The following is a 12,585-nucleotide window of genomic DNA, read 5'->3' as shown; positions in this document are numbered from 1 at the left end:
CTGACAACCGGACCGACAGGCGAAAGGAATCTCCCCCATGAACCCCTTTGAAATGGTGATCGGCATCGTTCTGATCGTGACCATCGGCAGCATCCTCCGCGCGAAATATGGCGTGCGCCGCGATTCCCACGGAGCCGAATATATCGCTGCCGGCAACGATGCCGAAACCAGGGCGCTCCAGGCCGAGATCCGCCAGCTCAAGGAGCGGATCCAGGTCCTCGAACGCATCGCCACCGACACCAACCGCGCCGCCAGCCTCGACGAGGAGATCGAGAAGCTGCGCGACCGTTCGCATCCCTGAACGGGACGAAGAGAAGGAGCCGAACCATGGCCACCATTGCTTCCGATCTCGCCGCCAACCTCGTGACCGCGGCCGTTGCCCTGACTGCGCTCGGCATCGTCAGCCTCGCGGCGCTGCGCGGCTGGCGCGACTGGATCGACCTCAAGCGCGAGGAACTTGCCGCCGGCCGGTCGGCGGCGCACGATCCCGCCGTGCCGCACGCCGGCTCGCGGATCGAGATCGCCGACCTCAAGGAACGGCTGCGCAAGCTCGAGGCGATCGCCGCGGGGGTCGACCTGTAAAAGGAAAGGTCGTCCCCGCGCAGGCGGGGGCGGCAAAAGAGGGGGCCGGCCCCCTTCCATCCGTACCCCGAATCTGTCACTGGCGCACCATGCGCAGCCTTGACGACATTTTCGAAGAGTATGATTTCCTCGACAGCGACGACCGCTATCGCCTGCTGATCGACCTCGGCCGTACCCTTGAACCGATGCCCGATGCACTCAAGACCGATGCGACGCTGGTGCGCGGGTGCAGCGCGAGCGTCTGGGTCTATCCGGTGCCGCGCGACGACGGACGGCTGCATTTCCTCGCGGACAGCAACGCGGCGATCACCAAGGGCATCGTCGCGCTCGTCCTCGCCGCGGTGCAGGACCGGCCGGCCGCCGAGGTCGCGGCGATGGACATCGCGGGCCGTCTCGCCCCCTTCGACCTGACGCGCCAACTCTCATCGAACCGCACCCAGGGCGTTCCCAACATGATCGCGCTGGTCGCCGACACCGCCCGCCGCATCGCGACCGATTGACCGGTCTTCCGACGAGTTTTCCCATTCTGCAACGAAAACGGCGCGGGAGTTTCCTCCCGCGCCGCATTGTTGTTCCGTTCGAGGCGAAGGATCAGAAGTTGACCTTCACGCCGACGCGGACGCCATAAAGCGACTGGCGCGTGACCAGCGTCGTGTTGGGCGCTTCGACTTCGCTATAGAGATATTTGGCGCAGGCGTTGGCGCCATCCGTGATGCAGCTCACCTCGACCAGAGACGCCGCATAGGGGAAGGACACCTGGCGTAGCGCGCCCCAGTCGCTGTCGATCAGGTTCAGCACATTTTCGACATCGGCGAACAGCTTGAACTTGGCGTTACCGACCAGAGCCGGGATTTCCTGGCTAACGTGCAGGTCGACCTTGAAGAAATCGGGCGAACGCTGGCTGTTCTTCGGCACGATTCGGCCACGATATTTTTCGAGGCCCAATGCCGAAACCAGCGCGTTGAAATTCGCCTCGCTCGCCGGCGTGTCGAAGTCGACCTTGCTGGTGTCGTTCAGGTTGGGAACATACAGCGCCATGCTTCCCAGATTGCCGACGGTGCCAAAGACCGCGCCGCGGCCGCCGCTGTTGTCGAGCATTGTCACGCTGTACGGACGGCCCGAGCGATATTCGCCGAACAGGCTGAAGCGCGTTTCATTGTCGCCAAAGAATTCGCGCTTGAAATCAAAGCCGAATTTCCACTGATGACGGAACTCGTAGAGCGATCGGCCATAAGCGGCGAAGTTCGGGTCGACGAAGATGTTGTTACCATAGTTCGACGACGAGGTCGACGAGGTCATCGCCGCGACATCCTTGACGTTCGAATAGGTATAGCTGCCGTCGATCGACAGGCCGAAGTCCCAGCTCTTGGCAAAGCGGGCCGTGGCGAAATAACCGCGCCCCTTCTTGCTGTTGGTGAGTTGCAGGTCGCGATTCGTCGTCGCGCTGCCGCCAAAGGGACCATAGGCCGGGCGCCCGTCGGGAAGAACCGCTCCGGTCGGGACCGAACGCAGGTCGGTCCACTGATAGCCGTAGATGTTCTTGTCGTACAGGAACTGGGCGCCGAACAGCCAGCCATCGCCCAGCGTGCCGAGGTCGGCTTCATAATCGACCTGCAGCGAGGTCTTGAGCTTTCGGGCCAGCTTCAGATTCGGGTCGATATTGTCGGTCTGCGCGGCGGCCAGCGATCCGATGTTGGTGGCGAGATAGTCCTTCACGCTTTGCGTGATCGCGCCGCTGGTGATGCCCGTCAGGGCGTCGCACGTGGCCGATGTCGCGCAATTGGAAGGCCGGATGTCAATCGAGTTGGTCAACTGTCCGGTATTGGAGAAGACGTTGGAGAGATAAACGTCGGGGGTGCCGCCGGCAAAAATGCCGACGCCGCCGCGAACGATCAGGCGGTCCGACGGTTTCCAGTTGAAGCCGACACGCGGCTGCACGACGCTGCGCCCGTTGAACGTCTCGCGATTGTGATATCCGTAGCGGGCGAGGAAGTTCGGATTGAGCGGCGGACGCGCGTCATTGCCGAACAGATCATAGCGCACACCTGCCGACAGCGTCAGATCGGGTGTGATCTGCCAGTCGTCCTGCAGGCCGATCGTGTAGTTCTGCGTGCCGAACTGGGCCGCTGCGTCGTCCGGATCGAGGCTGGGAACCGCGTTGCCGTAGCGCAGCCGCGACACATTGCCGGCCAGGAAATCGGCGATGCTGTCGAAATAGAAATGGCCGAGCGAACGCTGAAGGAACAGATTGAATACCGTGACGTCGGTATAGCCTGCGAGGAAACGGAGCGCATGATCGCCCGCATCGAGCCGAGCGGTGAAGTCGACCGACAGATTTTCGGTGTTCAGCGCATTGGAATGACGGCTGATATCGGGTCCGAACACCAGGCTGGTGCCGGTGCAGCTCGTCGACGACGATCCGCCCGAAACGGCGTCGGTGCAGACGTCGAACTGCGGGAAATCACGACTGCCGAACGGCGTCTGCGACCGGTTGTAGTCCCGGTAGGAAACGCGCACCTGGGTCGAGAACCGGCTCGACCAGTTGGAGTTCAGTTCGAAGATGCCGGTGTTGACTTCTTCGCCCAGTTCGTAGCCGTTCGACTGGAAGCCCAGCGAATAGGGCGGGTTGGTGAAGGTGTTCTGCTGCGACTGCTGAGTTCCGACATTGCGGATATAGGTCAGCGAGGCGCGGTGCTTGTCATTGATGTTCCAGTCGAGCTTGCCGATCAGCTTTTCGTCCGATTCGACCGCGTTGGGCGACAATCCCAGCGTGTCATAGCCGTAACGCGACTGCGCCGTCTGGCTGACCAGGTCGACAACCGCCTGTGTCAGACCGGGAATCTGATTGGCAAAGCCGGGCCCGAAACCATCGTCGAACGGGTCGCTTTCCTTGGTCCGTTCATAGGCAAGCATGAAGAACAGCTTGTCCTTGATGATTGGCCCGCTCAGATAGCCGCCATATTGCTTGCTGTCGAAGTCGAGCGTGACGTTGTTGCCGCGGCTGCGGCTGCCGGTGAGGTTGTCGTCGGTGTAGGAGAAGAAGGCTCCGCCATGGAACCGATTGCCGCCGGACCGCAGCACGACGTTGACGGCGCCGCCCTGGAAATCGCCCTCGGCGATGTCGTAAGGGGCAACCTTGACCGAGAACTGCTCGATCGCGTCGAAGGGGACGGGGCCGCGCGCGGTCGGCAGACCGCCGTTGTTGAGACCGAAGTCGTCGCTGAACTGCACGCCATCGACCGAGAAACGGTTGAGACGACCATTGTTGCCCGCAACCTCGATCGCGCGGCTGTTGGTCAGGTCGAGGCTGACGAGCGGGTCGCGACGCGCGAGGTCGCGGATATCGCGGTTGAGCGATGCCGCACCTTCGATCGCCGTGCGGTCGAGCGCCGTGACCGGGCCGTTCGAGGTCGCGACAGTTCCGCGCAGGGCGGACGCCGTGACGACGATCGCCTCTTCCTGCATTTCGATCGGCAGGCGGAACGGCTGTCCGGCCTCGAGAAACAGGTCGGTAACCTGGACCGGTTCGAAGCCGCCGGCCGAAATCTCGACCGTGAAGGGGCCGCCCACGCGAAGGCCGTTGGCGGAGAAATTGCCGCTGCCATCGGTGGTGGTGCGCTGCGTCGTCCCCGACGGAACGTGCGTCACCGTCACATCGGCGCCGGCAACCGGGCCCGTAGCCGACACCACGGTGCCGCGGACCGCAGATGTCGTTTGCTGGGCCTGGGCGGGTGCCGCGATTACGGTGGCCGCGCTGATGGCCATCAGGCTTGCGGCGATCGAATAGCGAAGTTTCATGTCAGGACGTCCCCTAGTTGGTAGCTGCGGCAGGCGCGCAATATGGGGCGCGCCGAACCTGCGAGCGCCCCTGAAGCCCGCATGTGGCACGATTGTGACAGCAAATATAACAGTGCAAGCCGACAGCGGTGAACCGTCGGGGATGGTCAGGGAAAAGGCCGGTTTTCCGTCACCGCGCCCGATCGGCGATCAGGCGCGGCGGCATTTTTTCCGACAACTGTTGCTGCAATGCAACATGGTTTCGCGGTGCAACCAGTTGGCCGCCGCGACTCAGGCGGCGTCGCCGGCTTCCTTCGCCTTGTCGGCGTAGACTCGGACCGGCTGCTTGCGGCCCTCGACGACATCCTTGTCGACGACGATCTCGACCACGTCGGTCAGATCGGGCAGGTCGAACATCGTGTCGAGCAGGATCGCCTCGACGATCGAGCGCAGCCCGCGCGCGCCCGTCTTGCGCTCGATCGCCTTCTTCGCGATCGCGACGAGCGCGTCGTCGGTGAAGGTCAGGCCGACCTCCTCCAGGTCGAACAGCTTCTTGTACTGCTTGACCAGCGCGTTCTTGGGCTCGCCGAGAATCTTGACCAGCGCATCGACGTCGAGGTCCTCGAGCGTCGCGATGACCGGCAGGCGGCCGACGAATTCGGGGATCAGGCCGAACTTGAGGAGGTCGGCCGGCTCGATCTGCTTGAGCACCTCGCCCGCGCGGCGTTCGTCGGGGCCGGCGACATGCGCGCCGAAGCCGATCGACTTGCCCTGCAGGCGGTCGCCGATGATCTTTTCGAGGCCGGCGAAGGCGCCGCCCGCGATGAACAGGATGTTGGTCGTGTCGACCTGCAGGAATTCCTGCTGCGGATGCTTGCGGCCGCCCTGCGGCGGGACGCTCGCGGTCGTGCCTTCCATCAGCTTGAGCAGCGCCTGCTGCACGCCCTCGCCCGACACGTCGCGGGTGATCGACGGATTTTCGGCCTTGCGGCTGATCTTGTCGATCTCGTCGATATAGACGATGCCGCGCTGCGCCTTTTCGACGTTGTAGTCCGACGCCTGGAGCAGCTTGAGGATGATGTTCTCGACATCCTCGCCGACATAGCCCGCCTCGGTCAGCGTCGTCGCGTCGGCCATGGTGAAGGGCACGTCGAGGAAGCGCGCGAGCGTCTGCGCGAGCAGCGTCTTGCCGCTGCCGGTCGGGCCGACGAGCAGGATGTTCGACTTCGCCAGTTCGACATCGTCGCCGCGGCCGCTGTTCGCGAGGCGCTTGTAATGGTTGTGCACCGCGACCGACAGCACGCGCTTGGCCGTGTTCTGGCCGATGACATAATTGTCGAGATGCTGGCAGATCTCCAGCGGCGTCGGCACCGCGCCGTCCTTGCGCGCGGCGACTCCGCCCTTGATCTCCTCGCGGATGATGTCGTTGCACAGTTCGACGCATTCGTCGCAGATGAACACCGTGGGGCCGGCGATCAGCTTGCGGACTTCATGCTGCGACTTGCCGCAGAAGGAGCAGTAGAGAGTGCTCTTGCTGTCCGAGCCGCTCAATTTGGTCATAAAACTTCCTCTGGCGGGCGCAAAAGGCGCGCTGCCGTCCTTATCCTAGCCCGCGGCCACCCAATTACAATATGGCAATTGGGTGACGCGGGTTCAATGTTCCGCCTAGCATCGCGGTGCCAAGCGGGCGTCAAGAAATGCGGTTACCGGAATGTCACTCTCTTCGTCGTGCCGGACCGAGTCCGGGGTGGCAAAGGGATGGATCAGGCTCCGGATCAGGGCGTCGGCCCTTCACTCACATCCTTCGCCGCTTCGTCGCCGGGCATCGCCGGGCGGCGGTCGTAGACATGGTCGACGAGCCCGAACGCCTTCGCTTCCTCGGCCTCGAGGAAGGTGTCGCGGTCCATCGCCTTCTCGATGTCCTTGAGCGGCTTGCCCGTATATTGCGAGTAGAGGTCGTTCATCCGCTTGCGGATGCGCAGGATTTCCTTGGCCTGGATCTCGATGTCCGACGCCATGCCGCGCGCGCCGCCCGACGGCTGGTGGACCATGATGCGTGCGTTCGACAGCGCGACGCGCATGCCCGGCTCGCCCGCGGCGAGCAGGAAGCTGCCCATCGACGCCGCCTGGCCGATGCACACGGTGCCGACGCGCGGGCGGATATATTGCATCGTGTCGTGGATCGCCATGCCCGCCGTGACGACCCCGCCCGGCGAGTTGATGTACATGAAGATGTCCTTCTTCGGATTTTCCGATTCGAGGAACAGCAGCTGGGCGACGATCAGCGAGGCCATATTGTCCTCGACCTCGCCGGTGACGAAGACGATCCGTTCGCGCAGCAGGCGGGAGAAGATGTCGAAGCTGCGTTCGCCGCGGCTCGTCTGTTCGACGACGACGGGAACAAGGGCGGCGAGCGGGTCGATCATGCGAATCTATCCTATGTTTCCGGGATGCCGCGCCGAGGACCGGCGGGCTGACCCCTCCGCGTCCCTACATCGGCGGCAAGGCGAAGGGTTTCAAGAGGGCAATCGCGCCGGCCGGTTTGGGATCGGGGGAATGTGAGGGGCGACCTCAGGCTGTGGAATGAACGTGCAAAAGGTGGACTGGTTTCCCCTCCCGCAAGCGGGAGGGGAGAAGAATGTCGCCCACCGGCCGACATGAGCCGCCGTCTGCTGCTCCGCCAAAAAAGAAAGGGGCGGGAGTGGCCCGCCCCGCTTCCTTCGTCTTTTCGCTGTGCGAATCAGTCGCCTTCGCCGGGCTCGGGCGAGAAGAATTTGTCGAACTTGCCGTCGACACCCTTCCATTCGTCGGCGTCGGCGGGGCTTTCCTTCTTAGTCGTGATGTTCGGCCAGTCGGCGCTGAACTTGGCGTTGAGCTCCAGCCACTGTTCGAGGCCGTTTTCGGTATCGGGCAGGATCGCTTCGGCCGGACATTCGGGTTCGCAGACGCCGCAGTCGATGCACTCGTTCGGGTTGATGACGAGCATATTCTCGCCCTCGTAGAAACAGTCGACCGGACAGACCTCGACGCAATCCATGTATTTGCAACGGATGCAAGCGTCGGTGACGACGTAGGTCATGGGTAACGGCTCCCTTATCGCGGCGCGGCGCGCGCCGTTCGACTGCAACGATTCCTCGCCTCTATGCCGCGCGGCGGCGGCGCGTCAACGCCTGACGACAGTTGCGAATCACTCTCACTCGATCGGCGGCCGCGCGCGGTGCTTCCTGGGAGGCGCCGACCGTTCAGCTCGCGGCGGACGAACCCCTGTCCTCCAGCCGGACATAGCAGGATTGCGCTTCGGGGGCGGGGCCGCGCCGCGACGGCACGGTCAGCAGCCGGATCACCTCGATCCGCTCGCCCACCGGCAGCACCAGCGTCGCGCCGGCATGGACGGCGGCCGAGGCGCGGGTGACGCGTCGGCCGTCGAGGCGGATATGCCCTGCCGCGACCATCGCCTGCGCGATGCTGCGTGAGCGGGCGAAGCGCAGATACCAGAGCAGCTTGTCGAGCCGGATGCTGCCCGCGGCGCCCGGACTCGCCATCAGTCTTTGCGCCCCTCGGCCAGCAGCGCGGCGAGGCCCGCGAAGGGGCTGTGCGGCGACGGGCCGCGCCGCGGCGCCCGCTCGGGGCGCGGGGTGCGCGGCGCTTCCTGCCCCGGTTTCGGGCGCGGTCCCTTCTTGGCGGGGCGGGGTGGCCGCCCCTTCGCGGCTTCGCCGGCCTGCCGCTGCGGGGCGCCCTTCCTTTCCGGCTTGCGGTGCTCCGGCTTGCGGCGCTGGCGCCTGTCGGCGCGCTTGAGCCCCGCCCAGCGCCAGCGCTGAAGCGCGGGATCGCCGACGGGGCGGAAGCCGAAACTCTGGAGCAGCGCGCGCCGTGCCTCCTCGTCAAGGCCGAGCGAGGTGGCGAGCGCCGGATCGATCGCAAACCCCGGCGGCAGCGCGGCGGCGGCGCCTTCGCCATCGCCTTCGCTCTCTTCGCCCGCCTCCTGCTGCGCGGCGTGATGCGGATCGCCACCCGCGACCGGCGCGCTCGGCGGCGTGGCGGCCTGCATCCGCGCGGCATGCGCCTGCCGCGCCAGCTTCTCGGCCATGTCGATGCGCAGCCAGCCCGAAGCGCAGCGGCGGAAGCCCGCCACCGCCAGCCCCGCTTCGTCGCCGCCCTTTTGCAGCACCGCGCCGTGCGGCGGCAGCGCGGGCATCGCCGTGCCCTGCTGCGCGGCGAGCAGCGCGGCGCGCCAGCGCACCGCCTCGGGCTTGAGGAGCTGCGGGTGGAACAGGTCGAGCGACCCGATGGTGAGGCCGAGCCGGCGGAGCAGCGGCCGCTCGTCCGCGGTCATCGCCGCGAGCTGGTCCTCGACAGCAGCGCGCGGCGCCGTGCCGCCGCCGTCGACCAGCGCCGCGAGCAGCGCGCGCACCCGCGGCGGGGTGAAGAGGTCGCCCGCCGCCGCGCCCATCGCGGCGAGCGGCGCGGCGTGGCGTGCGATCTGTTCGGCGACGAAGCGCTGGAGCCGCTCGGCGATCGCCTGCACCTGCGGCGGATCGAGCCGGCGCAGCGCCGCATCGAGAAGGATCGCCGGCTGCACCAGCGTCGTTCCCCGCGCCAACGTCGCGATGGTCTGGCCGTGCCATGCGAGGCGCGGCGGCGCGCCCGCGTCGCCGACCAGCGCCAGCGCGCCGCCGTCGCTCTCGGCCAGCGCCGCGGCGCGCCGCGCCAACTCGCCGCGCAGATGCTTGTCCGCGGCGGCGAGCAGCAGCCGGTGGTCGCTCGCGCGCGCGACAGGGTCGACCTTGAAACTGAAGCCGTTCAGCGTTCCCAGCGCTTCGCCGTCGACCGCGACGGTGCCGTCGGCGCCAACCGCGACCGGCAGCGCGGCGTGGCGCTGGCCGGCGTCGCGGATCAGCAGCGCCAGCCGCCGGTCGACGAAGCGCTGCGTCAGCGCCGCATGCAGCGCATCGGACAATCGCGATTCGAGCGCCTGCGTCTGCGCGGTCCACCCCGCCGCATCGGCGATCCAATCGCCGCGCTGGGCGATGAAGCACAGCGTGCGCACCGCCGCGATGCGGCTTGCGAGCTGGTCGATGTCGCCCTCGGCATCGTCGAGCCGCGCGAGCCGGCGCGCGAACCAGTCGGGGTCGATCATGCCGTCGCCGCTGGTGCGCCACTGCCACAGGCGGAGCACGGTGCGGCTGTGATGCTCGGCGCCGAGCTGCTCGAAATCGGGCAGGCCGCAGACGTCCCACAATCGCTCGACCGCCTGCGGCTCGCCGCCGCGCGCCGCGACCTCGATATCGCCCGCCAGGTGCCGCAGCACGGCGAGGTCCACCGCTTCGGGCGCCGCGCGCAGCGCGGGGTGGGCAGGGGACTGGGCGAGGTCGGCGAGCAGCCCGTCGAGCGTGTCGAAGCGCGGCTGCGGGTTGCGCCAGAACAGGCTCGACAGCGGCGGGAAATGATGCCCCTCGATCGCGGCGATTTCCTCGGGCGTCATACCGCCCTGCGGCAGGCCGATGGTGCCGAAGCTGCCGTCCTGCTGGTGGCGTCCGGCGCGACCCGCGATCTGCGCCATCTCCGCGATGGTCAGGCGGCGCAGGCGTCGCCCGTCGAATTTCTGCAGGCTGGCGAAGGCGACGTGGCGCACGTCGAGGTTCAGCCCCATGCCGATCGCGTCGGTGGCGACCAGATAGTCGACCTCGCCCGCCTCGAACATCGCGACCTGCGCGTTGCGGGTGCGCGGGCTCAGCGCGCCCATCACCACCGCCGCGCCGCCCGCGAAGCGGCGCAGCATCTCGGCGATCGCATAGACTTCCTCGGCCGAGAAGGCGACGATCGCCGACCGCTTGGGAAGGCGCGACAGCTTCATCGCGCCGGCATAGCTGAGCGTCGAAAAACGCGGCCGCCCGACGATTTCGGCCTCGGGCACCAGTTCGCGGATCAGCGGGGTGAGGCTGGCCGAGCCGAGAATCATCGTCTCGTCGCGGCCGCGCGCGCGTAGCATCCGGTCGGTGAAGACGTGCCCGCGCTCGGGATCGGCGCCAAGCTGCGCCTCGTCGATCCCGACGAAGGCGACGTCGCGCTCGATCGGCAACGCCTCCATCGTGCCGAGCACGTAGCGCGCCTCGGGCGGCCAGATGCGTTCCTCGCCGGTGACCAGCGCGACCGCGGCAGGTCCCTTGATCGCGGCGACGCGGTCATAGACCTCGCGCGCGAGCAGGCGCAACGGGAAGCCGATCATGCCGCTGACATGGGCGGTCAGGCGTTCGACCGCCAAATGGGTCTTGCCGGTGTTGGTGGGGCCAAGGACGGCCTTGACCATGGAGGAGGAGGTGAAAGGCATCGTCTTGGCGCCACGCTGGCATGGCGCGCGCGCGGGTGCAACCGCCGATCGCCGCACGATACGCCTCTCGCCTGCCTTTTCCGCCGGCGGGCACGCCACAGCCCGCCTCGGCCACGGCTCGCCGCAAGCCAAAAGCCGCGGGGAAGCCATTAAATTGACTTTAACGACCTTTGTTTACAGACGTTCGGTCCGACGAGATCATCGACGGCCGGGTCGCGGGAGGCCCGTCGAGCGGGGGTTTATTTGTTCCAGCGCCACGAACCCATTGCCGGGATGTCAGGCAACGCGGCCGCGCTCAGCATGGCGCAGGCCGTTCCGCTGCGGCCCGCGGGGTTCGAACCCGAACCGGCACTCTCGTGGCGCGATCGTCTCGCCGGTCTTGACCTCGTTCCCGATCTGGGCGCCAATATCGGCTCGGCCGAATGGTGGCGCGGGCTGGTGACGCTGACGCTGCTGTGCGGCAGCGCCATCGCGACCTTTCCCGGCATCAAGCCGCTGGAGATCGGCGGCGCGCCCGCGCTCGACGCCGCCGATTTCAACGAGGCGCGCGCGCAGATGATCGTGCCGCTCGCGCTCGGCGCCGACACGGGCCGCCACATGGCCGCGACCGACGCGGTGCGCCCGCTGACCCAGACGCCCGAACGGCCGCAGATCGAGTTGGCCGCGACGCTCGGCCGCGGCGACAGCTTCGCCCGCCTGCTCGAACGCTCGGGCGTCGGCGGCGTGGAGGCGCAGGCCATCGCGCAGCAGGTTTCGGGCGCCGTGCCGCTGTCCGACATCGCGCCGGGCACGCGCATCGACCTGATCCTGGGACGCCGCGCGGCGCGCACCATGCCGCGCCCGGTCGAGGCGCTGGCGATGCGCGCACGCTTCGACCTTCGTATCGAGATGGAGCGGATCGACGGGCGGATGGTGATGCGCCGCATCCCGATCGCCGTCGACGCGACGCCGCTGCGCATCCGCGGACGGGTCGGCGACAGCCTCTATCGTTCGGCGCGCGCGGCGGGCGCGCCGCCGGAGGCGATCCAGGCCTATCTGCGCGTGATCGGCAAGCAGATCTCGGTCGGCAGCGACCTGCGCGCCTCGGACGAATATGACATCATCGTCGACCATCGCCGCGCCGAAACGGGCGAAAGCGAGACGGGCCGGCTGCTCTATGCCGGGCTGATCCGCGGCGGCAAGCCGAAGCTGTCGATGCTCGAATGGACCAAGGACGGGCGCAGCCAGTGGTTCGAGGCGTCGGGCGTCGGCGAACGGCGCGGCGGCATGGTGCGCCCGACGAACGGCCGCGTCACCTCGACCTTCGGGGTGCGGCGCCATCCGATCCTCGGCTATCGCCGCATGCACAGCGGCGTCGATTTCGGCGGCGGCTATGGCGCGCCCATCCATGCGGTCAGCGACGGCGTGGTGACGGTCGCCGGCCGCACCGGCGGCTTCGGCAATTACGTCAAGCTCAACCATGGCGGCGGCACCGGCACCGGCTATGGGCATATGAGCCGCATCGCGGTGCGCACGGGCCAGCGCGTCGCGCGCGGGCAGGTGATCGGCTATATCGGCTCGACCGGCCTGTCGACCGGGCCGCATCTTCATTTCGAAGTCTATCGCAACGGCCATGCGGTGAACCCGATGTCGGTCAGCTTCGTCACCAAGGCACAGCTCGAAGGCCAGGAACTCGCGGCCTTCCGCGCGCGCATCCGCACGCTGACCGCGATCGGCCCGGGCGCGGCGCTGGCGCCCGTCGCGCCGAAGCAGATCGAGGGGCCGAAGCTCGGCTCGCTCGCCGACGTCGCTTCGAAGCGGGCCGGCGACGGACTCTGACGGGACGCGGCGCGGATCCACGCGCCGGCTATCGTCCGCTCCGTTCAGACGCGTGCGCAGCTACCGCGCGACCGCCATCG

At 67.3% G+C, this 12,585-nt stretch carries 10 protein-coding genes; 4 read left to right on the top strand and 6 right to left on the bottom strand.

Annotated features, from left to right (window positions below; translation table 11 throughout):
* Nucleotides 1-37 precede the first annotated feature (37 nt).
* The 3 genes from AC2S9W_RS00180 to AC2S9W_RS00170 all read left to right on the top strand — a co-directional run bounded on the left by AC2S9W_RS00180 (nucleotide 38) and on the right by AC2S9W_RS00170 (nucleotide 1,082).
* A complete protein-coding gene (locus AC2S9W_RS00180; protein ID WP_076076824.1) occupies nucleotides 38-301 on the top strand; it encodes a hypothetical protein in 264 nt (87 codons plus the stop codon).
* Nucleotides 302-327: 26 nt separating this feature from the next.
* Nucleotides 328-582, top strand: coding sequence for a hypothetical protein (locus AC2S9W_RS00175; RefSeq protein WP_174521638.1), 255 nt, complete (start codon nucleotides 328-330; stop codon nucleotides 580-582).
* 89 nt (nucleotides 583-671) lie between these two features.
* Nucleotides 672-1,082: a SufE family protein gene (locus AC2S9W_RS00170; RefSeq protein ID WP_076076822.1), complete on the top strand. Its 411-nt coding sequence runs from the start codon at nucleotides 672-674 to the stop codon at nucleotides 1,080-1,082.
* A gap of 91 nt (nucleotides 1,083-1,173) precedes the next feature.
* Here the strand turns inward: AC2S9W_RS00170 and AC2S9W_RS00165 are convergent, their stop codons facing one another.
* The 6 genes from AC2S9W_RS00165 to AC2S9W_RS00140 all read right to left on the bottom strand — a co-directional run bounded on the left by AC2S9W_RS00165 (nucleotide 1,174) and on the right by AC2S9W_RS00140 (nucleotide 10,666).
* Nucleotides 1,174-4,380, bottom strand: coding sequence for a TonB-dependent receptor (locus AC2S9W_RS00165; protein WP_076076819.1), 3,207 nt, complete (start codon nucleotides 4,378-4,380; stop codon nucleotides 1,174-1,176).
* Between the two features lie 270 nt (nucleotides 4,381-4,650).
* On the bottom strand, nucleotides 4,651-5,919 hold the full coding sequence (gene clpX, locus AC2S9W_RS00160) for an ATP-dependent Clp protease ATP-binding subunit ClpX (protein WP_067106387.1): 1,269 nt from the start codon (nucleotides 5,917-5,919) through the stop codon (nucleotides 4,651-4,653).
* A gap of 215 nt (nucleotides 5,920-6,134) precedes the next feature.
* Nucleotides 6,135-6,785 carry an ATP-dependent Clp protease proteolytic subunit gene (locus AC2S9W_RS00155; RefSeq protein WP_067106389.1) on the bottom strand — a complete coding sequence of 217 codons (651 nt, stop codon included), beginning with the start codon at nucleotides 6,783-6,785 and terminating at the stop codon, nucleotides 6,135-6,137.
* Nucleotides 6,786-7,099: 314 nt separating this feature from the next.
* Nucleotides 7,100-7,438: a ferredoxin FdxA gene (gene fdxA, locus AC2S9W_RS00150; protein ID WP_067106391.1), complete on the bottom strand. Its 339-nt coding sequence runs from the start codon at nucleotides 7,436-7,438 to the stop codon at nucleotides 7,100-7,102.
* A 163-nt stretch (nucleotides 7,439-7,601) separates the two neighbouring features.
* The gene (locus AC2S9W_RS00145) at nucleotides 7,602-7,901 is read right to left on the bottom strand and encodes an RNA-binding S4 domain-containing protein (RefSeq protein WP_067106393.1); all 300 of its coding nucleotides are present in this window, start codon (nucleotides 7,899-7,901) and stop codon (nucleotides 7,602-7,604) included.
* The gene (locus AC2S9W_RS00140) at nucleotides 7,901-10,666 is read right to left on the bottom strand and encodes a helicase-related protein (protein ID WP_486571460.1); all 2,766 of its coding nucleotides are present in this window, start codon (nucleotides 10,664-10,666) and stop codon (nucleotides 7,901-7,903) included. The genes AC2S9W_RS00145 and AC2S9W_RS00140 overlap by 1 nt, the downstream gene beginning before the upstream one ends.
* Nucleotides 10,667-10,960: 294 nt before the next feature.
* Here AC2S9W_RS00140 and AC2S9W_RS00135 point away from each other — a divergent pair, with 294 nt between their 5' ends.
* A complete protein-coding gene (locus AC2S9W_RS00135; protein ID WP_076076809.1) occupies nucleotides 10,961-12,505 on the top strand; it encodes a M23 family metallopeptidase in 1,545 nt (514 codons plus the stop codon).
* The last annotated feature ends 80 nt before the right edge of the window (nucleotides 12,506-12,585 follow it).

The organism is Sphingopyxis sp. 550B (assembly GCF_057401805.1).
The sequence above is the reverse complement of the archived record's forward strand: the minus strand, read 5'-3'. Positions and strand labels throughout refer to the sequence as shown.